At 44.3% G+C, this 26,081-nt stretch carries 18 protein-coding genes and 1 pseudogene; 3 read left to right on the top strand and 16 right to left on the bottom strand.

The genetic code is table 11. The features are described 5' to 3' along the window. Window positions 1-163: 163 nt before the first annotated feature. The 6 genes from BMW94_RS24455 to BMW94_RS24430 form a co-directional block, all read right to left on the bottom strand. The gene (locus BMW94_RS24455) at window positions 164-2,263 is read right to left on the bottom strand and encodes a TerD family protein (RefSeq protein WP_091001419.1); all 2,100 of its coding nucleotides are present in this window, start codon (window positions 2,261-2,263) and stop codon (window positions 164-166) included. 403 nt (window positions 2,264-2,666) lie between these two features. Continuing rightward, window positions 2,667-4,172, bottom strand: a complete 1,506-nt coding sequence (locus tag BMW94_RS24450; RefSeq protein ID WP_091001410.1) for a malate:quinone oxidoreductase — start codon at window positions 4,170-4,172, stop codon at window positions 2,667-2,669. Window positions 4,173-4,488: 316 nt separating this feature from the next. Next, complete coding sequence (locus tag BMW94_RS24445) at window positions 4,489-4,893, bottom strand: Imm7 family immunity protein (RefSeq protein WP_091001409.1); 405 nt, start codon at window positions 4,891-4,893, stop codon at window positions 4,489-4,491. 129 nt (window positions 4,894-5,022) lie between these two features. Continuing rightward, window positions 5,023-5,427, bottom strand: a complete 405-nt coding sequence (locus BMW94_RS24440) for a hypothetical protein (protein WP_091001408.1) — start codon at window positions 5,425-5,427, stop codon at window positions 5,023-5,025. A 4-nt stretch (window positions 5,428-5,431) separates the two neighbouring features. Further along, window positions 5,432-6,631, bottom strand: a complete 1,200-nt coding sequence (locus BMW94_RS24435; protein WP_091001407.1) for a WXG100 family type VII secretion target — start codon at window positions 6,629-6,631, stop codon at window positions 5,432-5,434. 184 nt (window positions 6,632-6,815) lie between these two features. Then, window positions 6,816-7,619, bottom strand: a complete 804-nt coding sequence (locus BMW94_RS24430) for a DNA-binding protein (protein WP_091001406.1) — start codon at window positions 7,617-7,619, stop codon at window positions 6,816-6,818. A 173-nt stretch (window positions 7,620-7,792) separates the two neighbouring features. Between BMW94_RS24430 and BMW94_RS24425 the strand changes: the two genes are divergently transcribed. After that, complete coding sequence (locus BMW94_RS24425; RefSeq protein WP_091001405.1) at window positions 7,793-8,143, top strand: helix-turn-helix domain-containing protein; 351 nt, start codon at window positions 7,793-7,795, stop codon at window positions 8,141-8,143. Window positions 8,144-8,193: 50 nt separating this feature from the next. On the opposite strand, the gene BMW94_RS24420 is transcribed toward BMW94_RS24425, so the two are convergent. The 5 genes from BMW94_RS24420 to BMW94_RS24400 all read right to left on the bottom strand — a co-directional run bounded on the left by BMW94_RS24420 (window position 8,194) and on the right by BMW94_RS24400 (window position 14,282). After that, window positions 8,194-9,210, bottom strand: a complete 1,017-nt coding sequence (locus BMW94_RS24420) for a DUF3307 domain-containing protein (RefSeq protein ID WP_091001404.1) — start codon at window positions 9,208-9,210, stop codon at window positions 8,194-8,196. 11 nt (window positions 9,211-9,221) lie between these two features. Further along, complete coding sequence (locus tag BMW94_RS24415; protein ID WP_175480835.1) at window positions 9,222-9,677, bottom strand: Mov34/MPN/PAD-1 family protein; 456 nt, start codon at window positions 9,675-9,677, stop codon at window positions 9,222-9,224. 2 nt (window positions 9,678-9,679) lie between these two features. Further along, complete coding sequence (locus tag BMW94_RS24410; RefSeq protein ID WP_091001402.1) at window positions 9,680-11,353, bottom strand: ThiF family adenylyltransferase; 1,674 nt, start codon at window positions 11,351-11,353, stop codon at window positions 9,680-9,682. Then, entirely contained in the window at window positions 11,337-12,428 is a 1,092-nt protein-coding gene (locus BMW94_RS24405) for a hypothetical protein (protein WP_091001401.1), read from the bottom strand. Before BMW94_RS24405 ends, BMW94_RS24410 begins: the two co-directional genes overlap by 17 nt. 159 nt (window positions 12,429-12,587) lie before the next feature. Continuing rightward, window positions 12,588-14,282 carry a histidine kinase N-terminal 7TM domain-containing diguanylate cyclase gene (locus BMW94_RS24400; RefSeq protein WP_091001400.1) on the bottom strand — a complete coding sequence of 565 codons (1,695 nt, stop codon included), beginning with the start codon at window positions 14,280-14,282 and terminating at the stop codon, window positions 12,588-12,590. Between the two features lie 643 nt (window positions 14,283-14,925). Here BMW94_RS24400 and BMW94_RS30770 point away from each other — a divergent pair. Continuing rightward, window positions 14,926-18,300, top strand: coding sequence for an NHL domain-containing protein (locus BMW94_RS30770; protein WP_217648201.1), 3,375 nt, complete (start codon window positions 14,926-14,928; stop codon window positions 18,298-18,300). A 354-nt stretch (window positions 18,301-18,654) separates the two neighbouring features. Here the strand turns inward: BMW94_RS30770 and BMW94_RS24385 are convergent. The 4 genes and pseudogenes from BMW94_RS24385 to BMW94_RS24370 form a co-directional block, all read right to left on the bottom strand. Then, window positions 18,655-19,404 (bottom strand): annotated as a pseudogene (locus BMW94_RS24385) (AAC(3) family N-acetyltransferase); the annotation flags it as partial. A 159-nt stretch (window positions 19,405-19,563) separates the two neighbouring features. After that, the gene (gene araA, locus BMW94_RS24380) at window positions 19,564-20,988 is read right to left on the bottom strand and encodes an L-arabinose isomerase (protein WP_091001398.1); all 1,425 of its coding nucleotides are present in this window, start codon (window positions 20,986-20,988) and stop codon (window positions 19,564-19,566) included. A gap of 272 nt (window positions 20,989-21,260) precedes the next feature. Continuing rightward, on the bottom strand, window positions 21,261-21,956 hold the full coding sequence (locus BMW94_RS24375; RefSeq protein ID WP_091001397.1) for an L-ribulose-5-phosphate 4-epimerase: 696 nt from the start codon (window positions 21,954-21,956) through the stop codon (window positions 21,261-21,263). Window position 21,957: 1 nt separating this feature from the next. Continuing rightward, a complete protein-coding gene (locus BMW94_RS24370; protein WP_091001396.1) occupies window positions 21,958-23,574 on the bottom strand; it encodes a xylulokinase in 1,617 nt (538 codons plus the stop codon). Between the two features lie 441 nt (window positions 23,575-24,015). Here BMW94_RS24370 and BMW94_RS24365 point away from each other — a divergent pair, with 441 nt between their 5' ends. Beyond that, complete coding sequence (locus tag BMW94_RS24365; RefSeq protein WP_091001417.1) at window positions 24,016-25,107, top strand: GntR family transcriptional regulator; 1,092 nt, start codon at window positions 24,016-24,018, stop codon at window positions 25,105-25,107. Window positions 25,108-25,326: 219 nt separating this feature from the next. Here the strand turns inward: BMW94_RS24365 and BMW94_RS24360 are convergent, their stop codons facing one another. After that, a complete protein-coding gene (locus BMW94_RS24360) occupies window positions 25,327-25,971 on the bottom strand; it encodes a nitroreductase family protein (RefSeq protein WP_091001395.1) in 645 nt (214 codons plus the stop codon). Window positions 25,972-26,081: the final 110 nt, after the last annotated feature.

Here is a 26,081-nt window from a genome sequence, read left to right as displayed (position 1 = left end):
GAAATGGTGGTCTTCTTACTGTCCATTTTAACCTACGATGTGCAGCAATATGGAGGGCTATTTTTTTGCGGTTACGTTCATCATAGCTAGCGCTTGGAGCGAGGCGGAATTCCTTATGAGACAGCCCCTTCTGTCTCGGCCTCCATATTCACATGTGATGGACTCAAACCAAATACTCCGCCATAATCTGCTCGATATCATACGGGGTCACGCCTTCATCGACCGCATAGATGGTATCGGCCTGCTCCTTCGTGTCCACCAGTTCACCCCTGGCTTTGGCATGAAGCGTGAACAAGTCGTAGAGATCCGGTTTGCGTAACGTGGTCAGGGCTTTGCCCATCAAGACCATCCCTTTTTGATTGCCCTCGACATTGTTGTAATATTCCGGGTGCCTAGTCAGCGCCAAATCCGTCCAGATGACCGTACGCTCCACCAAATCCATAATGACGGGAATTGCAATCTGCGTATCTGCTGTGATATCAATCTTGTTCAACACCGTGGACGGCTCGAAGATCTCGCCAGAACCCGGCTTCTTCCGCATCATCCAGCCCACAAAGCATTCCGGCAAATCACAATACGGATGACTCGTGAAGGAAAGCAGACTCGCCACCACATAACGTCCGCCATAATCAACAATCGACGGAATATGCAGGTCAATGAACTCACTCGCACCATGAGGCGCTGTCACGATATCCCCGCTGTGAACGGCCTTGTAGTTGGATGAACGCAGATTCGTATAGGAAATATGCTCCACATAGTTCCAGTTCTCATCGTACATCACCGCAGACAGATCAATATCTACGCGCCCCGTTGCTTGACCGTTCACGGTGCCTTCCTTCCACCAGTTGAAGAAACGAATCGTATCTCCCTCGGCCATCGGCACCCGGCTTCCCCGAACAATCGTATGAAGGGCCTTGCTCGCCGATCTTTGGGAAAAGGGAACCAGATAATCATGGAGCTGTGGATCAACATATGTCTTCCCAAGTGAAGGAAGGGCGGCGAAACGCTGCACCAGCGCCTGTTCACACATTTGCACAACTTCGTGACATGTGTCATCATCCATCTCTGGAAGCTGATTCGGAATGGCGAAAGCCTTCGCAACATTACCTTTCGGGAAGAATACACGTAGATCCTGCGGCTCATTACGCCGGGCAAAATGCTGCTTCACCTGCAATAATACCGGGGTCGATATTTGCTCCAGAATTTCTCCGAACGCCAGCAATACATATTCCTTATCCGTTGTAGAGCGCAACAAGTGATCCAATCTTCTCGCAAATTCACCAGGGCGCTGCTTCAACAGCTCAATCAAACTCCACACATTCTGGTATTGAAAGGCCAGCTCCACACTTCCGTTAAAGGTCGTAAACGGCTTGTTATTACGCAAAATATCAAAAGCTTCCTCGCATCGCGGGTACCGCAGCTTATATTCAGATGGATGCAGAATTTCGCCCAGACGAATCCAGCGATCCTTATATCGAAGCATGTCTTCCGTAATTGAACCGCATTGCTCCAGCAAACCGAGCAACAGGCGTCTCTCACGCCGCTTGAATTTACGGAAAGGCGAAGCTAGAGCCAAGCTGACATCCCCACCCGACCAAGCCACAGCGAGACGAAGCACATCGGTTGCCGTTCTGAAATACGGGCCGATTCGGTCGATATTGGCCTTTTCATACGTTAATAACGAAGCTACTACGAACCCCACATTTTCCTTAAAAGGAATCTCAGATGGCAACAGCGCATCTACTTCATCCGGTTCCGTATGTTCCAGCACCGTATCGATATCTGCTTTGTCCGTCTCCGAGATGGAGCCGTTGGCTTCGATCAGTTGGCGGATGAGCGTCTGGAAGTCAGCCTTGTTGCCGAGGCCAATGACTTTCAGGTTTACTTTATCCAGCAAAGGTACCCTTTCCAGCGGTTCACGAATCGGATATACCAAGGTCAGATAATGAAGGATGGCATTCAGGTAGAGTTCCACCTCATCTTCCTCCATCACCTGCGCCGGGAATCCAGGGTACATCGGTTTGTAGTCCACATGTGCACCGACCATGATTCTCAGATCAGCCACAACCTGGGCCATCAATGCTTCAAATTGTTCCTTGGATAATGTTCGCACGGCCTGCATCAACTCATCCGAGAATGTGTATCCAAGCGTTTCTATATTTTTAAGAGCAGTCGCCAAATAAACCTTCGGCAGCTGTTTCTCCCCTTGTTCTTGCTCGATCATGAGTTTCATCGCTCTGCGCAAATAGATGGTATTGTTCATGATAAAAGAGTCCAGGAAAGCCATATCCCTACAATTAGTGTTCTGCTGTAGAAGGAAGGAATATGATAGCCTGGACGCCTCCTCTCTGAATTGAGATCTTCAGGAAAGCGGCAACCCTAAGTTCGCCAATGAAGTTAGAAGGAAGGATCGCCATAGCCTGAAGGCCAAAGGTCCGAAGCTTGTGACCCGAACCTTTGATGAACCCATCATCTCAGATTCCACGATCTCCCAACAGGGCGAAAGTATTACGACATGCGAAACTAAGGAGGAATTCTCTGACTTGTGTCGAGCAGTACTGAAGAAGGGCATACAACTGATGGTACATAAAAAAAGAGCTAAGCGCGGTTTTTAGTCGGCTTAGCTCTTTATCGCACCTACTATAGAGCAGGCTGCATATATCTCGTTACATCCGAACGACTGATTTCTCAGCCGTCAGCCCAAGCACCCGAGCGGTTGAAGCGTGTACATGGTTCAAGAGACTAAGATTGTCCACCAGTGATTCGCCATAGGAAGGAACCATTTCCTTGATCTTCGGTTCCCAGGCATCCATATGCTGCGGGAAGCACTTCTGGAGGATCTCCAGCATCACGTGAACAGCAGTTGAAGCACCCGGTGAAGCTCCGAGCAATGCTGCAATCGAGCCATCCGCCGCAGTGACTACCTCCGTGCCGAATTGAAGCGTTCCTTTGCCGCCTTGAGCCGTGTCCTTAATCACCTGCACACGCTGGCCTGCCAGCACCATATCCCAATCCTCGCTCTTCGCATCCGGAACAAAGTCACGCAATTCGGCCATGCGTTGTTCTTTGGATAACATGAGTTGTTGGATCAGGTATTTGGTTAGTGAAATTTCTTTGACACCTGCCGCAAGCATCGTGAGCAAGTTGTGCAGCTTCACGGACGTAATCAGATCGGCATTGGAGCCCGTTTTCAAGAATTTTGGCGAGAACCCGGCAAACGGTCCGAATAGCAGTGACTTCTGATTCTCAATAAATCGGGTATCCAAATGCGGAACAGACATCGGTGGAGCACCCACCGAAGCTTTTCCATATACTTTGGCATGATGCTGTTCCACGACTTTCGGATTTTTGCACACCATAAAGATACCGCTAACCGGGAAGCCGCCGATATGTTTACCTTCAGGAATGCCGGATTTTTGCAGCAAATGCAAGCTGCCGCCCCCTGCTCCAATAAACACAAATTTCGCCGTATGGCGCTTGACTGCACCACTGCCCAGATCTTTCACTGTTAATTCCCAAGATCCATTGCTTGTGCGTTTCATATTTTTCACGCTATGTTGGTAGTGGATATCCACGTTTTGGCTCTTTAAGTGTTCCATTAGCATACGCGTTAAAGCACCAAAGTTAACGTCCGTACCGGAGTCAATTTTGGTGGCTGCAATCGGTTCATTGCCCGTGCGGTTTTTCATCATCAGCGGAATCCATTCCGCCAGTTTTTTCTTATCATCCGAGAATTCCATGCCAACGAATAACGGATGCTTCGATAACGCTTCAAAGCGTCTTTTTAGAAACAGGACATTCTGCTCTCCATGTACATAACTCAAATGAGGGAGCGGCATAATGAAGTCCCGCGGATTACGAATCAGATTGCTTTTGACGAGATAGGACCAAAATTGCCTTGAGATTTGAAAATGCTCATTCACCTTAATCGCTTTGCTAATATCTACGGATCCGTCTGGTCGTTCAACGGTATAGTTAAGTTCGCACAATGCTGAATGCCCGGTTCCGGCATTATTCCATTCGTTGGAGCTTTCCTCCCCCGCACTGGCGAGCTTCTCAAAAACCTTAATATTCCAGTCTGGTGCCAATTGTTTAAGCAAAGTTCCCAAAGTTGCACTCATAATTCCGGCACCAATCAAGATAACATCTGTACTCGTTTGTCCCTGGCTCATGTCTACCGTCCTTATATCCTATATTTGCCAAAAGGATGTAAGCGTTATCGATTTGGCATTGCAGCAAGCCCCATTCTTGAACAGGCCCGCCCCTTCTCTGAATGAATATAACCTTGATCTAGTGTATCAATAATATGGGTCAATTTAAATATGCAATTTGAAGATATTTGCTATTCCATCAGTATACGCTAGTTTATGTCAGATAGATAACCCGGTTATAGGGCTGAAAGATTAATTTGTTCAATAAAAAGAGACAATTCTGGTTGCGCGGCCTGAATTGTCTCTGAAAGTTGGTTTTTGGGTCTTAAATTTATATCTACTCTTCGTAGTCATCCTCCAACTTGGGTATAAATGGCGAGAGAAAAGTGTCATGATGCTCCGCGATCTCGCCCCGAATTAATGAATACACCTTAAATTGATTGGAAAATTCCAAATCATCACTATCTCTTACATAAAGAACGCCATAAGAACCAGGAGCTATTTCCCCTACCTTTTTCAATACTTCGGTTGGATCATACTTTGATACAGGCTTGTGATTATTGAGACCCGCTATCCAAAGTTGAAAATCACCATTTACTGCTCTTAAGTCCAAAACGCCTGAAGGCCACTCTAACTCTTGCACATATTCTTTAAGCTGTTGAATAACCAATTCATATTGATCCTCATCTTCTTCAAACGAGGCACTCTCTCTAATTGTTGCCCATCCATGATACTCGTACATATTCTATCCATCCTCTCATAATTATAGGGCAACACAAATAGTCTGAGCCACTCATTTAAGAAGTTCAGACTACCCAGATAAGTAAAACTAATTTCGATGTTCTAGATGAAAATTCGCTTCATAAACTTTTCAATCGTAAACTATATATACATTACTTCCATTCGATTTGGCCGCTTCTAGAAACGTTGATATCCGTTGTGCGACTTCTGGCAGAGCAGGGACGATATTCTCTGAATTCTCTATTTGCTCACTAGTTAATTTACTCATATCAAAGGATTTAAATAAAAGAATAGCTGCATCAAGGTTCTGTATTTCCCATGGACTTTCTTCATACCAACCTTCATGAGCATAATACTCATGTAAGATACCTTCATTAGAAGGCTCGTACTGGCACATAACATCTAATAATGTCTCAAAATATCCATTCCACATTTTCAGAATATTCTTTTCGGTAGGGCTCTCAAAAAGAATTAATATCTCTGGTTGCCCTTCAAATCCAACATAATAGGAATCATTAACTAGTTCTTCTTTCATCGTATTACTCCTTCCAATGTCCTTGATCTAAAATCCTGACTTGTTCCGGCGTTGCAGTACCTGCTTTTCGTGCAGCTATTGCATCATACCACTTATATCCCTCAACCCACTCGCTTTCCCCAATCTTGTAAAAAGACTGTGGCCTGTTGCCCCCATTACCCGGAATTGTTCTTTGAATTACCCACGTGTTCCCTTGGTCAATAGGGGCACCAGATGTTCTAGTGTGCCATCTAACTTCATACTTATATGTCCCGTCACTCCATTTATAGGTTATCTGTTCATAGCCATCATTCATTGATTTAGCTTTCATATTTGCACTTTCAGGAATCTCAATTGGAGCAGTCTGTGCATACCTTTTTGAAATAGCTAATTGTTCATCTGCATTCATATCAGAGAATTTCTTATTAGCTTCACTTTTTCCATTAGAACTTCCGCCAAGGCCTTTACCTGATTTAGCCTTCGCAGCCTCAATATGCTGCTTAATTTTCGCCACAGCGGGATTAGAAGCAGGCAATCGATGAGGTCCTTTACCGCCCGGCATGCTCCCACGAACCATCTGAATCGCCATGAATATCTGACTAAACTTCAGAGAGGTCACCATCATCTGAGCATACTTATCGGATACAGGCTCTCCTGTCGTAGGATGAATCCCCATCTCAAACGCCTTGATCTGTAACGCAAAAATATCTTCTCCAGGCGGTTCAACGTTCACAGCTTGCATGCGATTAAAGTCTAGATTTCCCTGATCCCTCTGATAAGCCTGAAGAGCAGCCTGATCCGCAACACCATTCTCGTTGACAGGCATCCATACCCACTTACCAAACATATTGACTTGCGCCATCCGATAGCCCTTATCACCCGAACCTGAATCACCTGTTGATTTGGTCATCATAGCTGCGGCGCCGACAGCTCCAATTGCACTGCCCAGACTTACCTTCTGAGCATCTGCATCTTGGAAACGCGTGGCGATATCCTTCAATTCCTTGGATGTATTCACCATGCTCTCTAGCGCTTTATCCAGTATAGGTCGTGACTGCTCGAACTCATAGTAAAATCGCTCCTGCGTCGCACCCATCCACATCATCTGAACGAACATGATCTGTCTCGTCAGATCACTTCGTATACTCTCCAACTGTTGTCTGGCTTGATCCACCTGATTCGATACGTGATGTAGTTGTTCAGGGGTAACTTTGATTGTACTCATACGTTTCTCCGCTCATTCGAAATAGGATTATCCTATGTTAGCAGAAGTGTAATATGTAAACTATCCGGCTAACATCCTGATTTGACTATGGTAAGACACAAGCTGTGCTCCTCATCGGTGCTATAGTCCTATATGCATATACCCACTTCAAGGCATATCCTACCATTTTCAGTAGACACCTCCCCTACTTCATTTCCTCCAACATCATCCTATACCGCCCAATCTGCTCCCCTGTCGCCTCTTCCCGCAATGATTCCAACAATGCCGTGCACCTTATAAAATACCGATCCATCTCAAGCTTATACGCTAACCGAATCGCCTGCAAAATGAACTCCACGGCTTCCTGTGGTCTTCCCATCCACTGTTCATACAAAGCCCGCTGATAACAGTAATGGTACATATCATCGTTGTTTGAAGAATCTATTTCTCTACCATCACCCTGTATCTGATCCTCAAACATATGTAAAACCCGATCAACCTTCCACCTATACCGCACTGCTGCTTCCGTAATCACTTTCAGACCTGTCAGCCATTCCTCAGGATGCTCAAGCAAAAAGTTCACAAACTCCTCCAGCAGTTGCACCTGCCCGTCTTCAATCTCAAGAGCATACCGATTCACCTGTGCACAATGCCTAAACTCCTGTACTACCTGCATTCCCGCCTCATCCAGCTCTTCTATCCATGATAGTTCTGCATACCGGTCGATACACGCCCGCGCCTGATCCACCTGTCCTATCTTCTGGTGAGCCATCCCTCGCATCATGTGACTGAACCCGTGATAATAGACCAACGGACGCTCGGTATGAATATAGGGTAAAGGTAATCCCTTGGTTCGATGCTCCTGTCGCTCTTCATAGATGCACTGCACACACTGGTACAACATGTCCGCCCTCTCCATCACCTTGTTCCAATTTTCAAAAGCCACAGCCATGTCCAACATTTCTACAATAATGTCCGGTTTGAGTGATTTCAGGATAGATTTTCGCACAGAGAAGCCCTCCTTTGATAGTATAGGCGAACAGAACTTCTAATTACTCCTGTGAAGTAATGATATTCGTTTATTATACTACTTAAAATGCGTAAATAACACCATTATTGCTATATATTTTAACCTGACTTTTATGACTCATCTTATCTAAGCTTATGTATGAGGTGATTTAAATGTCAGAGTTACGCCAATTAATAGGTACACGAATTAGAGCAATGCGAAATGCCAAAGGACTTACTCAACAAAAGCTGGCTGATATTGCCGGGTTAGATTATAGATATATCGGAGCATTAGAAAGAGGCGAAAGAAACTTTTCCATAGATACGTTGGAGAAGGTTCTACTCGCCTTAAATGTATCAATTAGTGAGTTAATGGTGCTAGAGGACATCGAAAATAATAAGTTACAGAAAGAGGCTATTGATATTTTGATAGCATTAATAAGCACATTAAATAATGAACAAGTTGACATAGTAGTAAGAATAACTAAAGAGATTTCTCGAGCATTTAAAAGCACTAATAGATAATATGTTTTACTTGCACACATTTTTTGTAAATATCTACTTCATGATTCTTACTAAAAGGAACAACTTAGTATAAAGATAACTAAATAATGAAAGGTTTGATCTATTGAGGCTAGTACAGACTTTATTGAATTCGTTTCGGGATTATTTATTCCTTTAATTCTTTTTGTCCACCAACGTACAATATCTCCTTTATCAATCAGTATATGTGACACAAAAATTATAAAGACCATAGTCCAATTATACACTCCCAATAATAGATATGAGAGAATTGCTAATGTGCAGGTGTAAACAAAGCAATGCAGTAGAAGAGGTAACCATTCATCTTGTTTCCTCATTGCCTGATTATCAGTTTGTAGTAAATAATCTCCAATAAGATGACCAATTATAAGTGTAGCCAACAGTTCGATATTAAGATTCAAACTAAACATTATTCCTAAACTCCCTAAATTTATCTTATTTCCAACTATATAAAGTAGCAAAATCAAGAGTAAAATAAGAAAATTAATTACGGTAGTGATAGCAGCATTTGCCCTATCAACTTTAACTGACCGAATAAAAGAGACTTTCTGTAGCTCAATAACTAGTTCTCTCATTAATTCGTTAGTATCTAAGCCTTTAATTTTGTTATAGTAATTTTCCGTTGACTCTTCAAGTTGTATATCTTCTGCTACCCTATAGAGACGCCTTCCACTTAAAGGTTTATTAAGTTTTGATATGAAATATAATTCATGAGCACTTCTATCTCCAGTTTGAACATGTTTAATAGGATTTGTTTTGGGGACTACAACCAAATAAGCTAGAGAAACACTTTTTACAAGAAAAAATATCATTAGTACTAGTATTAATGATATAACCAAGTTAGGAATACTTAATTGGAAGTTCTGGAGCCACAATGTCCAGGAGTCAGCAGTTCTAATTAATATCGTTGAGATGATTCCCCAGAAACCGATTATTGCTGCTGCCTTGGTGTCTGTGAAACGAATTGTGTTCTGAGTATCATCAATTGCTTTTTGAATAAGATCCATTTTATGTTTATACATATCTTTATATTCCAGATCATTTGTCATAAGGCATCAACTCAACTCCCAATCATTGTGTGCATTTTTCTGACTACATTATTATATTCGTCCAGTTCATAAAAACAAAATTCAAACCTCTCTGTCTCATATTTAGTGATACAAAAAATAGGAAAATGAGATTTTTCATTTTGTTCACTTAAGCTTATCATTGTAGTTTTATCCGTTAAAGAGGGAATTAAGGCGCAGCCAGAAGGATGTGAATGCCATGTTCCTATAAAAAAGTGCTCATCTTCTTCTTTTTCCATCAAGTAATTGGTAATATATTCATTATCAAAAGTAACATGAGCTTTTCTTCTTTCTGCCTTGGGGCCTGCATCTGAGACATCGTAAACTCTTACCCAGCGGGGGTTCATTCTTCCTAATAATACCCCACCATTTTCTACATATTTATAATCTCTTGTTAACTTCTCCATTTTTGATAAAGCGCTTGAATTTACATATATATCCCTATTCAAATTTATTCTCCTTTGCAAGAACATCCCTTCTGTTGTTGCAGAAAACCAAACATATGCGTTGGCATTATCTCGTCCATACCCCAGTAATAATTATAATAATCATACTTGAATCTTTTGTTTTTTGAATATAGTGAAATGATAGATGTGATTTGAGAGGACAAGAAAGACATTTTTTCCCAAGTTGATATAGTATGTGGATTTCCACATAAATCAATACCTTCTGAAGGATACAACTTAATTTCAGATTCCGCTTTTTGATGCAAAGATTCTAAAATAGCATCATCTTTAATTAGTTGATAATAGCAATTCAAACATCCTGTATCTGGCCTAGTTATGACTATTTCTTGTAATATATTGTTTGGAGATGTCCACGCCCATATTATTGGCTTATCATAGCTAATTAGTTCCTTAAAAGCTAGACGATCCAAGGATTGCTTATTCCCCACAGTAACAACTAAAATATCACAGAAATTAAATATCTCTTGTGAATCACTGAGTTCCGGCCTTACTCTCTGTAGTAGAGTATGCTTTAATTGCAACGCTAAGGACTGTGCTTTAGGTTTTCCTAAAAAATAAGGCGGAAGTTCATGATTTCCTAAATTACTAATTGACAGTCTGTCGAAGTCACAGAGTACTAATTCTTTGACTTTCTTATGAGATAACATTTTACTGATTTGACTTCCTAAAGACCCAACCCCCAAAATACCAATATTTTGATCGATTCCTACTAAATTCTCTGAAATAATTTCGATGTTAATAATTTGGATAGACTTAATTGTGTTATTACATATAGAGTTTGAATCTGTAATAAAAGCTAAAGTTTCAATCCGACCTTTATCTCCAAAATACCTAATAATAAATGGTGAATTTTTATTCAATTCCATAACTTGCTTTATATCTGTGTTCAACATTAAAGAATGTAATAACTGATAGGTTGATTTGAATTTATAATTCCTAGGTAAACGAATTACATTAAACTTTGATGTTATGCTGTTACTACTCTTTGGAACCAAGTTTTGTTTTATTATGTTGTACTCAAAGTTCCTATCATTATCCTCGAAATAATAATAAGTTTCACTGAAATCAATGTTGTTATAGTAATAGTTATTACCATTACTCGATGATACCCTTCCTTTCTTTTGTCTGTACTTAGAATGTATCACATTAAACTCATAAAATTTCAAATATTCTAATGATTCAAATTCTTGAACAAAATTCTGATCTAAATACAAAATCAAACTGCTATATTGCGGAAGAATTCTCCAAGTGAATAGATCATCTTCTGAAATCCAGTCATCGTTTTGATTTTTATTCAACCAGTCCAGCAGACGTTCGTATATAAAATTGGCATTATATATACTTGATGCACTCCAATTGTGTATCGCGCAAATATAGAAGGAAGAATCTTTGGGATTGTCACTAATCATTTGCTCATCAATGTGTCTCCAATTTTTCTGTATTGATTTATAGAGTTTGTATTGCTCATTTATACTTAATAGTTTTAATACAGGTTGTTTTAGCGGATATCCCGTCAAATCCACCTCAACATTAATATATATTCCATTAATATCACCTTCTAAGGGAACACGAACACGAAAGATATCATCAACAACAAAGGAAAAGCCGAGATTTTCAAACTCGGCTTTATTTCTGTTACTATTATTTTGTAGTTCCATGTTGAATTTTTGTATCCTTTCTTGATATATCCGTTACATACGCACGAGCGGCAACTGAACTATCAAATACGTCACATATCCCCGCTACATCTTCAATATTAATAATTTTATCCTTATACTCTTTGCAATCCAGATAAAATATTGAGCTAGATAATTCCTTGTTAAACATTTGCTTTGTATATTTATTTAAGTATTTCACTTCAACATCGCTGTTAAAGCTCATTAACTCTTTATACTTCTCTCCCAACAGTAATATTCTTCCATAAAGTGGTGAGTTCTCAATATCCTTTTTGGCTTCGCTGTAATAGCCCAATAGTTTTGCAGAAAAATCTATTTCAAATGCTGTCGCCTTTACCTCCCCAACGGGAATCTTCTCATTATCTTTATTTATTACTACTCCTTGAGGGTTCATTAGCGTATTAGGCGAATATTCAATGCCTACTTTGATATCCAGGAGATTACTATCTTTGATATATTCCGTTAATTTTTTTTGCTTAAAAACTTCTTTCAATTCATCGTTAAGATAATTATTAGATTCCAATACTCTCAACGCTAACAAAAATGCTCTCGCCCCTATGGTCCACTCATCTTTATCTTCCTCTTGTGTTCCTCCGAATAAGATCATGAGTCCATCGCCGGTAATCGAGTGTATATGACCTTGATAATATCTAGCTAGTTTTATCCACGTGGAAATAGCTTTTTGCTTTATATCTGCTATCTCTTTCAATGATTCAAATCCTGGATCTTCAATAAACAACGCTCTCTTGGTGAAATTTCTAAGATCAATAAAAAGTGAACTTAGTTTAACATCAGCCACTTGATTATCTGGGTTACAAAAATCTTCCTGATCTTTGACCCTATCCAATAAATAGTTATAATCAATATGACCACCAATAACAAAACTTTCATCTAACTCTTGCTGTATTATGTCTTCAATATATTTTTCATTTTGCTTTGCTTCAACACTTTTAAACACTGAGTTGTTTTCCATTAAAATTGATAGTGGGTTAGTAGTACTTCTATACCTAGATTCCGACTTTAGAATATCACGATACATTGAACTTTTCTTTGTCATAGAAATCCACCCCTAAATATATTTAAATACGAGTTTCTATCGATTTTTAAATATTACTGTATTGAGCACATTTAATTTTACCACTTTTAAGCTTCTGTGGTAAATAATTTCTTTAGTCTCGCTACATATCAATAGCCTACAGGTTTGATCAATATTGCTTCAAATAACTCCCCGCTCAAACGCCGCAAACTCAATCCGATTACGCCCATTCTGCTTCGCCTGATACAAGGCCTTATCCACCGCAGCGAACAATTGAGTCAAATACCCTTCTGGATTTTCCGGTACTTGATCAACTTCAAAATCCTCAATGGACAGAATTCCTATACTAATCGTAATAGAAACCTGTTCGATCTCATGATCCACCACAATGAGGTTCGTCTCCACCGCTAATCTCACACGTTCCGCAATTTGTTGGGCTAACTCGCGCTCCGTGTGTGGAAGGTAGATCATGAATTCCTCCCCGCCATATCGCGTTAGAATATCGGTGCTCCGAATGGATTCTTTCACAGCCTGAGCCGTGCGATGCAGCACTTCATCGCCGATGACATGTCCGTAGCGATCATTGATCGCTTTGAAGTAGTCAATATCCAGCAGTATGAGTGAAAACGGTGTTTTATATTGAATGTTGGTGATAACCTCATGATTCAGGTGTTGGGTCAGATAGCGGCGGTTGTAGCAGTTCGTCAGACTGTCCGTCAGGGCGAGTTCTTCCAGCTTGCGATTGGCCTCGGACAACTCCAGGCGAATCCGATCCAGGGCGTGATTACGCTCCTGAAGCGTCTCGTTCTGCCGATTCATTTCTTTGACATAGAAGCGCTCTTGAGAAACATCCTGGAATGTAAGGATATGTCCAATAGGCGCGCGAGCAGCATCAACAATGGGAGACGCTTGAAGGATATAATGACGGATGTCGTCTTCCCCTACGATCACTTCAATTTGAGACAAGATATTGTCCTTCTTCTTATACTCCTCCAGGAACTTCTGGCGGCTGCCCTCTACATGAACAGAACCCAGAAATGCTTCCATATCAAAAGAATCCCCCACATGCAGATCCATGAAGGATCGGGAGGCTTTGTTCAATTCAATGATCATCTCATTCTCATCCAGTACAAGGATGCCGTAAGGAATGGTATTGATTACATCTTCATGGGCGATAGAAACCAGATCGAACACATTGTACCTTTTAATGACATAGACGAAGAAAAGGTCGGACACGAAGATCCCCAGTGAAGTCAGTCCGGGAATGATGAACGGTAAATACGCTCGTAGAACGACATTAAGCAGAGCGTCGATTGTTGCAAAAACAGCCAGCACAAATATGCCCCATAACGTAACTTTCACCTGATTTTTAATCATGGAAGACGTTCGCGAAGAATAAAATGCCCGAAATAAAATAAAGAGGGACGTTACAAAGTAACTCACGAGTATAGCCATGACAACCCAGAACCAAGGTCCATATGCCCGCTCGACATAACCGCCTTCCAGCGGAGTTACAAACCAGCTCCACGGGTTCAGGATCACCCCAACGGCTCCAATAATCGCCGGGATGAACAATAGGAAGGATCTTTTTTGGCCTAATCGCTCTGCCTCACCCGTAATGAAGATCGTAAGCAACAGCCACCCACTCCCGAGCAAGGAAACGGCGACAAAAGATAACGTAACATAGAACAGCTGCAAGCCGGGATCATCCGTCAACGTACTCGCAAATTGACAGAATGGCCAGAGCATCATCAACCCATGAAACAAAAAGTAAACCTTATGTAAGTTCGTAATTCTAACCGTAGCAAAAACATATACGTATACACCGAACAATAGGACAAATAAAAAGAGATCATACCATACTAATGGGTTCACGAATCTTCTCCTTCTTAGATGCTACAATGACAACGTGGTTGTTCATGATTCTGTATAATTCTTATATAAAACTTCAATAAACACTTATACAATACTGCTACGCCAAACTTATTGGTTAATTTAACCATATCTTATCACACCACCCTAAGGGTGAGTAGCCCATACACTGGAAGTCCGACCAACCTCTGATCGATATTTCAATCTATTTTGCGTTTTTGTGAAGGAATCTGACTGTTCCACACAAAAAAAATTTTTGACAAGGAAAAATATTCTTTTTATCCGGAGAACAATCCTATTTAAAAGGTCCGCCTGCGAATTGATGAGAGTGCTCAAATCAACGTCTGATTTTTGTTCCCCATAGCTTGAACTTTCAGACCGTTTGGGTTCAAATCGAACTTTGGGGAATGAGTAAGATTGAAAAGCACCGGGGCTAAGTACGAATTCGGGTTTGTGGATTTCAATCCGTTTGATTTCATCGTTTTTGTCGTTTCTATACTCCTTTCCTGCCCATAACGCTCTTGTTCAGTGAATGTTAAGAGCTTGCCTGTATAGTAATACAGATTGTAATTGAATTTTCGATTATGGAACAGCAACACATGGACCGATATAGGACAATCTTGATTCAAGGGAAGGAGAAGTACGAATGAGTAAAAAGCTAAACCAGATTATGGCTTGTTTATTGACTTTTCTATTAATAACGGCACCAATGTCTGAATTGCTCGGGGGGAAAGCTTATGCAGCAAGTAGCTACATAATCAGCACGGTGGCTGGCACGGGTGTAGGCGGTTATTCGGGAGATGGAGGACCAGCGACATCGGCCCAATTGTATTTTCCGCGAGGAGTGGCGGTAGACAGCAGTGGGAATCTGTATATAGCCGATGTTTTGAACCATCGGATTCGGAAAGTAGATACGTCCGGTAATATCAGCACGGTCGCTGGCACGGGAGTTGGAGGCTATTCAGGAGACGGAGAATCGGCGTTGGTGGCCCAATTGAATAGCCCGAATGGAGTGGCGGTAGACAGTATGGGAGATTTGTATATAGGAGATAGTGGTAACCACCGGATCCGTAAAGTAGATAAGTCCGGTAATATCAGTACGGTAGCTGGTACGGGTGTGAGTGGTTATTCGGGAGATGGAGGATCGGCGACATCGGCCAAGATGAGCTCCCCAAATGGAGTGGCGATAGACAATAGCGGAAATCTGTATATAGGAGATAGTGGTAACAACCGGGTTCGGAAAGTAGATACGTTCGGTAATATTAGTACGGTGGCTGGTACGGGAGAAGGAGGCTATGCGGGAGACGGAGGGTTGGCGACGTTGGCCAAATTGAACAACCCCGCTGGAATAGCAGTAGACAGCGATGGAAATCTGTATATTTCGGATCTAAGTAACCAACGTGTCCGTAAAGTAGATACGTCTGATAATATCAGCACCGTGGCTGGTACTGGAGTTGGAGGCTTTTCAGGAGACGGAGGACCAGCGATATTAGCCAAATTGAACTACGCGAATGGAGTGAGGGTAGACAGCAACGGAAATCTATACATAGGGGATAGTGGTAACAATCGGATCCGTAAAGTAGATAAGTCCGGTAATATCAGCACGATAGCTGGCACGGGTGTCAGCGGCTATTCGGGAGACGGAGGATCGGCGACATCGGCCCAATTGAAGAGCCCGAATGGAGTGGCGGTAGACAGCAGCGGGAATCTCTATATAGCGGATATTGGTAACAACAGTATTCGGAAGCTGACTTTTCTTGCTTCAGCGTATACGGTCGGTGCATCCACAGCAACTTCGACTCCAGGAGTTGGTACCGATAATGCAGTCACGCTGACCGTGAAGGACTCCGTGGGAAATACGGATACGACGTTCAGTGGAACCCATGATGTGACGATATCCGGTTATGAAGAGGCTCCGGATCAATCCTACGGCAGCTTCAACGGGACAGCGCTGACGGCAGCGCCGAATACAATCAGCGTTACCTTCATAAGCGGAGTAGCGACCGTGAATCTGCAGCTGAACAAAGCGGGCGAGCAGACCATCAGCTTCAGTGTAGCAGATGTGGCAACGCCTGCGGCGAATGCGCTGAGCCTTGCACCGATGGCGGGAGACGCGGTTGCGATGGAGCTGACCACGGATATTACGGCACCGTCCAGCAATGGCGACGAGTTCGCGCAACAGCCCGTCGTGAAGCTACAAGATAAATATGGTAATACGAGTACAGGAGACAGCAGCACCGTCGTAACGGTATCGAAGAAGGATACAGGTGAATGGACACTTACAGGAACGAAGACAGCGACGGCCCGCGAAGGTGTAGTCACGTTTACTGATCTTGGCGCCGAGAATGCCTCTGAGGTGACAGAAGCGCAGCTTGCCTTCGACGCTCCCGAATTGACACAGCTGATGAGCACGGCTGTGACCCTTCCATGGCCTGGGGCAGCTGCGCCAAGTGTAGAGTGTGTTACGGCTGGAGATGGCCATGTTCTTCTGAGTTGGAGTGAAGTATATGGTTCAGTCAACTACGCCATATATCAACGAACAGCCTCTGGGGATTATGGAGAAGCCGTTGCTATGGTCACCGGAACCGTCTATGACGCTACCGAATTAAGTAATGGGACAACGTACTATTTTGTGGTTAAAGCCTTGAATCCATCGGGAGCAAGTGAAGCTTCTGAAGAAGTAAGTGCAACACCGCAGGTCCCGGCGCCTGGAGCCCCGATCCTGGAGCCGGCTATACCGGGCAATGCACAGATAAGTCTGGTGTGGAGTGCGGTGGCAGGCTCCACTGGGTATAAAATATATAAAAGTACGTCTAGTGGGGATTACGGCTTGGAAGAAGTTACGGTTGCCGATTCGGTATACGGCTACGATGTAACAGGATTAACGAATGGAACGCCCTACTATTTTGTGGTGAAGGCAATGAACCCCGGAGGAGAAAGCGCGGCATCCAACCAGGTTAGCGCTACACCCAAAACCGTACCGGCGGCACCAACGGATGTGACTGCAGTAGCAGGAAACAGGGAAGCTACGATTCGCTTCAAGCCACCAGTGGAAAATGGAGGAAGCGCCATAACCGGGTATGAGGTCACAGCCTCGCCAGGGAACATCACAGTCGTGGGAACGGCAAGCCCAATCACAATCACCGGGCTATCCAACGAAACGGTGTATACCTTTACGGTAAGAGCTATCAATAGTGTAGGCCATGGTATGGCTTCTGATGTCTCCAATGCGGTGACACCGAGAACGCCATCCAGCAGCAGTTCATCCACGTCCACAACAACACCTACACCGACAACCTCTGGATCAGCAACGTCCTCTGCACCTGCGGCTGAGACGACACCGACTCCTGAAGTTGTGAATAAGGTTTTCATCAGTAGTGTTATTAATGAAGCAGACTTGGTTAAAGCTATGGAGTCCAAGATAGCTGAAGCCAAGAATGCGAATGTCCAGGTTGCATTTGCAGACATTCAAAAACACTGGGCTAAAAAGATAATTGATACGTTTGTGAAGCTGCAGATGATTACCGGTTACGGGAATGGACAGTTCAAGCCTGATGGCAATATCACACGTGCAGAGTTCGCCACGCTGATCTCTCGCGTATTCGAGATTAGCAGCCGTTCCGAGCATATCGTGTCTTTGAGCGACATTGAAAATCATTGGGCCAAGAACGATGTTGAGAAGCTTGTTGGCTCAGGGGTGCTGAATGGCTATGGCAATGGAACCTTCAAGCCGAATCAAACGATCAGCCGGGAAGAAATGGTCGTCATCCTGTCCCGAATTGTGGACCTGAATGAAGTGGATAAAGAAGCTTCCAAAGGAAGCTTCTTAGATATGGCCCGTGTAAGCTCTTATGCATCCAATGAAGTCAAGGCAGCCGCAGCTGCAGGAATTATCAGCGGCAAGAGCAACGGCGTATTCGATCCACAGGGCAGCTCCACACGTGCGGAGGCGCTCACCGTAATCTTGAATGCGCTGAATCTTGACACATCAATCAAGACGCTTTTGGAGAGCTTGAATTAATCTGCACCTATCAAAAACAGATCTGTCCTATATGAGACAGATCTGCTTTTTTTTGCAGCGCGCCCAGCTAAGCACGTATCCTGTAGATGGTGAAGGTCTGATCGCTTCATTCAAATGATCCAAACCATTCACGGAGTTATCTCCCTTGTTGTAGTACTTCCCCTACTGATCAGGCTGCATCTACTCTTCCCGTATTTTAGCTATAACTTGTTCATGATCAAGTAAACGTTCGCCTTCAGCGACCTGCTTCTCAGCGATCAACAACTCCAACTGTTGCTTATAACGTGCCTCGTTTCTGAGATATGCTTCATGACTCATTCCGACCAGATCAGCTTCATATTTAGGGGAATAAAAGGGTTCGTTGTCCGAGAATAAGTCCGGATTATCCTTCAGCATCTCCGTAATTACCGCTGCTGTCTTAGCCGCATCACACACTCTAACCACTGCATCACCGAGCTTGCCTTTACTCATCGCACCTTCGCGAACCAATACCTCATCTACTTTCCAGAAATGCTCCGACCATGGCAACCCACAATGTCTGCGGGATGGTACTGAAATCTGGCTTCCATCTGGTAAAACCGTATACAGCATCTCATGCTCGTCCGTCATTCGTCCTGGGATGTCCACCCACTCTTCGACCCCATGGATAAATGTATTCCGCTTCAAGTCAACGCCTACTAACAAGATCGTCGCTTTCCGATCGAGCAGTTTCCCCCATGCTGAACCTCTCGCACAAGGTGTGTCGAAGAGATGATCGTCCTTCGTAAACGCCTCTGCGTCCCGTCCCAGTGCTGCTACCGAGTGCGTAGGGTGCCAGGAACGAACCACGCCCGGACGTTGACGAAACAGTTCAGGCAGAATGCCCACGCAACAGGTAGAATTTTCCACGTGGAACACTGGGTTATCCGCATTAATGGTAGACCACGTATGCGTGGGAAGCACCAACAATCCCTCTTTCATATAGTCGCTAAATGCATCCAACACCGTGTCTGCTCCACCTTCAACCTCGCCTATACTTTTCATTGAAGAGTGAATGAGCAACGTGCCTTGCCTATCCATACCAAGCTGCTCCAGTTGCTGCATCAAGCTTTCTTTTGTATACATGTCCTTCCTCCTTCATTTCTTATCCCTTTTCGATGAAAAAGCAATCCTTGCTCAGCTTCACAACATGCTTCCCAGCATAACAAACAAATGGCCGAGGGTTAACCCCCGGCCACAGAGAAAAAAATTGGTTGAGTTCAGGCAGTAGCTACCGCTCAACTTTTACTTAATAATAACGTACTCCAGATTCACCAGCTTCGCATACGTCACGATCTGATCTGTAGTCAGGTTCAAGGATACAACTGTATGGTGACCACCACCATTTTCGATCCACGCTTTCACTCCATCTTGGAAGTTCGGCTTCACGCTCCACAGAACACGTGCTACCGGCAGGTTAGGAGCTGGAACGGTAGGCTCAAATGCAGATACTTCGTTGATCAACAGTTTGTAATGTGTACCGAAGTCTGCCATGGATACCACGACACCTTCACCTGCTTTACCATCGAATACGAGACGTGCCGGATCTTCGCGATCGCCAATACCCAGTGGGGACACAATGATTCTTGGTTTCGTGCTGGCAAGTGTCGGATCGACTTCAAGCATGTGAGATTGCAGGATCGCTTCCTGTCCAGCGGCCATCTCGTATGTGTAGTCTTCCATGAAGCCCGTGTTCTCGTTATGGGCCATGATTTTCAGCAAGCGATCCAGCGCAGCTGTTTTCCAGTCACCCTCACCGGCAAATCCGTACCCTTGAGCCATCAGGCGTTGTACAGCCAGACCCGGAAGCTGCTTCATGCCATGCAGATCTTCAAAGTTCGTAGTGAAGGCACTGTAACCACCTTCGTCCAAGAAACGTTTAATGGCAATCTCATAACTCGCTTGCACACGTACGCTGGCTTCCCAAGCTTCCTTGCTGTTCGTGCCATAATCGAATTCGTAGAGGTCTCCATACTGAGCAATCAGATCATCGATTTCCTGCTCTGTTACGGCGTTCACGTATTGCACGAGGTCGCCAATGCCGAAGTAATCAACGGTCCATCCGAATTGGATCTGTGCTTCCACTTTATCACCTTCGGTTACGCCCACGTTACGCATGTTATCACCGAAGCGCGCTACTTTGATGTTAAAGCTTTCATTATAAGCTACCGCTACGTCCATCCAGTCAGCAACCTGCTGCTGCACTTCTGGGCGCTCCCAGTAGCCAACAACGATTTTGTTTTGTTTTCTCAGACGGGCATTGATGAAGCCATATTCGCGGTCACCGTGTGCCGCTTGGTTCAGGTTCATGAAGTCCATATCGATGGTTGCCCAAGGAATACTTTCGTTGAATTGTGTCGCGAGATGAAGCAACGGTTTTTGCAGCAATTTCGTACCCCGAATCCACATTTTTGCAGGCGAGAACGTATGCATCCAAGTGATCACACCCGCCACTTCGTCGCGGTAGTTCACTTCTTTCATGATGCTCGTGATTTTATCTGCGCTTACCGCCAGATCCTGCAATACGAGCGGGTATGGCAGAACGCCACTTGCATTAAGGGCATCCGTAATTTTCTGTGCGTTGGCTTTAACCTCACCCAGTGCTTCTTCCCCGTACAGATGCTGCGAACCTACGACGAACCAAAACTGTTTAGCTGCTGTTGCTGACATATTTTCATCCTCATTTCATTATTTTATAGTTGAACATTTGGGTTTACACTAGAACACTGCGATTGCAGTACCATCTTCCGATCGCTGGTTATCCCCGGATTTTTTGATTCCCTTTTTGCAAAGGGAAAATCCTGTGATAAACGCGAGCGCTTCGCTTCTTCAGATTGGTTCTGCACTCTCCGTTATCGTGTAAAAAGTATAGTTGAACAAATCATTCCCACACTAAACCACTTGTAAGCCAGAACATGCTTCCAGTCACTGTTATAACCTAATTACTTCTGTCCGTAATACGCGTCTTTTCCGTGTTTTCGCAGATAGTGTTTATCCAAAATGCCTTGTGGCAGTTCTTTCGCGAAGTTATTTAACTGCCGCGCGTAAAGGTTCATTTTGCACACTTCCTCCAGCACGACACTGTTTACCACTGCAGACTTGGCATCTTTCCCCCACGTAAACGGTGCGTGACCATGGAGCAATACTGCCGGAACAGCCATAACATCAATTCCACGCTGCTCAAACGTTTCAATAATGACGCGTCCCGTCTCCGCTTCGTATCCACGATCAACCTCGTCCTGATTCAGGAAACGTGCGCAAGGCACAGCCCCATAGAACGTGTCTGCATGCGTGGTGCCCATTACAGGTACGTCCAATCCGGCTTGCGCCCAGATGGTCGCCCATGTGGAGTGTGTGTGCACGATGCCACCAATCTCCGAGTAATGCTTATATAGTACGGCATGTGTTGCGGTGTCCGAGGAAGGTCGCATCTCACCCTCCACTACGTTACCGTCCAGATCAACCACAACCATGTCACTTGCTTTCATCGTATCGTAGCTGACGCCACTTGGTTTGATGACGAACAGACCGCTTTCCCGATCCATTGCGCTGACGTTACCCCATGTGAATTTCACAAGTCCGTGCTTTGGCAGTTCCAGATTCGCCTGGAATACCTCTTCTTTCAGTTGTTCTAACATGTTATTCCCTCCCGTTCTCTACCAGATGATCCACGGCTGATTGCTCAATCGCAAGTCCACTCCGATAGCGTTCGATAAATGCTTCAAACCCTTTCACATCCGATGCATCCGGCGCCACTTCGACTCCCTCAACATCGTTGAAGACTTTCTGCTCCAGGAACACATCCAGGCTCTCCTCTTGATCCTTGTTGATCATGTACGAAGCCAGAAGTGCCATGCCCCATGCGCCGCCTTCACCAGCGGTAGACATGACCGATACCGGTACGTTCATCGCAGCAGCTACAATCCGTTGCCCGACCACAGGGGTTTTGAACAGGCCACCATGAGCCAAAATGCTGTCAATGGCTACATTCTCTTCCTCCGTCAAAATGTCCATGCCCAGCTTGAGTGCACCAAAGGCACTGAACAGATGTGTCCGTATGAAGTTCGCCAGACTGAAGTTGCTTTCCGGGGAGCGCACGAACAATGGACGGCCTTTCTCAAGTCCCGTAATGTTCTCGCCGGAGTAGTAACCGTAGCTGAGCAAGCCGCCACCATCTGGGTCTGCCTCCAATGCCTTGTTGAACAACACGCTGAACAACTTGCCGTTATCCACTTCATATCCCATCGCTTGAGAGAATTCGCGGAACAATCCCACCCATGCGTTGATATCACTGGAACAGTTGTTGGCATGCACCATCCCTACTGGGCTACCATCTGGCGTGGTAACCATATCGATCTCGGGATACACTTTGGATAATTCCTTCTCCAGTACGATCATGGCAAATACGGATGTGCCAACCGAGATGTTCCCCGTACGTTTTCTCACGCTATTTGTTGCCACCATACCCGTTCCGGCATCGCCTTCTGGCGGACACAGTGGAATGCCTGCTTGCAGATCTTGCGAAGGGTCGAGCAACTTCGCTCCCGCTTCCGTCAATGCACCTGCATTCTTACCCGCGAGATATACCTTCGGAAGAAGGTTCTCGACCTTCCACGGATAACCTTTGCCTGCGATCTGTTGGTTGAACTGTTGGATCATGGATGGGTGATAATTATGCGTAGACTCGTCAATTGGGAAAATGCCTGAAGCATCGCCGATGCCAATCGCCTTATTGCCCGTCAGCAACCAGTGGATGTATCCAGCCAGAGTTGTCAGGTGATCGATGCGAGGCACATGGGCCTCTTCGTTCAAGATCGCTTGGTACAAATGAGCGATGCTCCAGCGTTCCGGAATATTGAATTGCAGAAGTTCCGTTAGCTCCCTTGCAGCTGCTCCCGTCGTCGCGTTACGCCAGGTGCGGAAAGGTACCAGCAGTTCGCCTGCGCTATCCAATGCGATATATCCGTGCATCATGGCTGAGAATCCGATAGAACCGACCGTTCGAAGCGTAATTCCGTATTTTTGTTCTACATCTTGCTTCATCTCACGATAAGCCGTTTGCAGACCTGTGATGATATCCTCCTGGTTGTACGTCCAATATCCGTCTTTCAGAAGGTTCTCCCATTCATAACTGCCTGACGCGATGGTCTCAAAACGCTCGTCAATCAACACCGCCTTAATCCGCGTTGATCCAAATTCAATTCCAAGCGAAGTAGCGCCCTTGATAATGGCGTCTTTCAAGTCCAGTTGACTCATAATCACGTGTATCCCCTCTCTGGTCGCGATTTCACATCCCTAAAGATGCATATATAAGGTGAAGCTTCTACTTAAGGCAGTAGCTGATCATGATTTTTTGTATAAAGGTGGTTCATAAAGTCTCTGTTTTCAAAGAATGCGCTTTCCTTTTCTGACAGCCTTAGTATATTTTTTGTACGTACATTTGTCAATAATATATAATAGTTATACTTACAAAGGACACATGTTGTGCTCTATTTGACTATTCAAAGGTCTTATATGGCTATAAAATGGCTATGCTGTAAGGTACACCTCTATGCAAAAAGGCTAAATATGTACGGTTTATTTTGAAAAATGTTCGGTTTTATTTCCATCCCATCTGAATCATGCTAGAATATGTACGTACAACTATTTGAACAACAACGTTGATATAGATAAGTAACGATGAAAGAAGTGGACTGTGTGAAGCCAAAGTATCAGGTCATCATTGACGATATCAAAAGCAATATCCTATCCGGAACCTATAGCGTAGGCGAACAAATTCCTACCGAATCCGCATTACAGGACAGCTACAACGTTAGCCGCCAGACGGTGCGGAAGGCCATTTTGGAGCTATCGAACGAGGGCTTTTTGAGAAGTGAGAAGGGTTCCGGCACCTATGTAAGCAATCTCTATCGATCCAGAACTGGCGGGAACACGATGAAAAAAACAATCGGCGTCATCACGACGTATATCTCCGATTACATCTTCCCCTCCATCATCCGCGGCATTGAAGGCCGATTGAATGAAGACAATTATTCGTTGCTGTTAGCCAGCACCAATAACGATGTCGCGCAAGAGAAAAAGGCGCTTGAGATGATGCTCTCCTACGGTGTGGATGGCCTGATCGTCGAACCGACCAAGAGTAATCTGTACAATCCCAACATTGCGTACTACCTTTCGTTTAAAGAGCAAGATGTACCGTTTACGATGATCAATGCCTTTTATGAAGAGCTGGAGGTGCCTTTCTTCTGTCTGGATGACGTGCAGTCCAGCTACCTAGCTACTCGGGAACTGATCGCCAAAGGACATAGCCAGATCGGCATTATCGCGAAAATGGATGATTTACAAGGGAAGTATCGAATGAAGGGATATATCAAAGCGTTGGGCGAAGCCAAGTTGCGGTTTCATCCCGAGCAGGTGCTTTCATTCGATACGGCATCGAAGCCGGACCTCTCCACCAATCTGGAGGTGTTCCTGGAGGAAAACAGAGATGCGCTAACATCCCTTGTCTGTTATAACGATGAGGTGGGGTTGGAGGTTGTACATGCATGTAGAAAGCTGGGCATTTCCATTCCAGACGAGCTATCCATTATCGGCCAGGATAATTCGTACATCGCCAAGAATGCCAACATCAAACTCACGACGTTAACTCATCCCCAAGAACAAATGGGCCGTGACGCTGCGGATTGGGTCATCAAGAAGCTGCAAGGCAAAAAGGATCTGCCCAACAACACCTATTACCAGCCCGTGCTGGTTGAGGGCGAGACCGTAAAAGAGATTGAGTTGGAATAGTATCAGGCCGGAGATTTGGTTGATGGCGATTGCTCCATAAAAGGGGGAAATCCCAGCCTCAACCACCCGCCTTTTATCGGTGGTCACCATGTATGTTCATGCTGAAATACGAAAAGGCTGCCGTAATGGCAGCCCCAAGATATCTTGCTTTAGTCATTCTTTATAGCTAGAACGGGAACTAACTCATAAGGAGTGTCTCTCCCAATGGAGAGGCCTACATTATTTTGTGATACCATTCCAGAACGTCAGCTCGTCAATGGGCAGTCGAGTCGTCGGATGTCCCGGTTGCGAGGCTTTGCCGATGGAAATGAGAATGGTTGGAACATAACGATCGGGAATATCGAACGTTTCAATAAATTTATTTTTATCGTACCCAGCCATTGCAACGGTATCATAACCGCGCGCTTTGGCGGCGAGCATGAACTGCATTGATATTAGACCACAATCAAATATTACGCCGTCCCTGATATATTGAGAATCCATGCTTCCCAGTATTCCCTTGATGTTGGTAACCAACGAATCCTTAACTTCCTTCGTCATATAACCAGCTTCTACAGAAGCGTCGTAAACGGAATCCACCTGTTTGATATACTCCAAATCACCCAGCACCGCAATAACGGCCGAGGCATCTACCACCTGCTGCTGGTTGTTCGCGATGGGAAGCAATTGTTCTTTCAGAGCCTGATCATTAAAGACAATGAATTTCCATGGCTGCATGTTCGCGCCAGATGGAGCAAGGGCTGCTTCAGTCAGAATATCTTTCAATTCCTCCTCTGAAATGTTGAACGCAGGATCGTAATGCCGTACAGAACGTCTTTCCTTTACCACTTCCATGAAGCTTTGCTCTTGTTTTACGCTCTCCATCCCATTTTGCCTCCCATTTATATACTGTGTATTATTAAACACAGTTAAAGATAAAAATAAACCACTTAACTGTGCTAATATAAGCACAGTATATATGTGGATGGGGATGT

The sequence above is a fragment of the Paenibacillus sp. OK003 genome (genome assembly GCF_900109515.1).
Lineage (GTDB): Bacteria > Bacillota > Bacilli > Paenibacillales > Paenibacillaceae > Paenibacillus > Paenibacillus marchantiae.
This window is presented reverse-complemented; position numbering and strand designations above follow the sequence as displayed.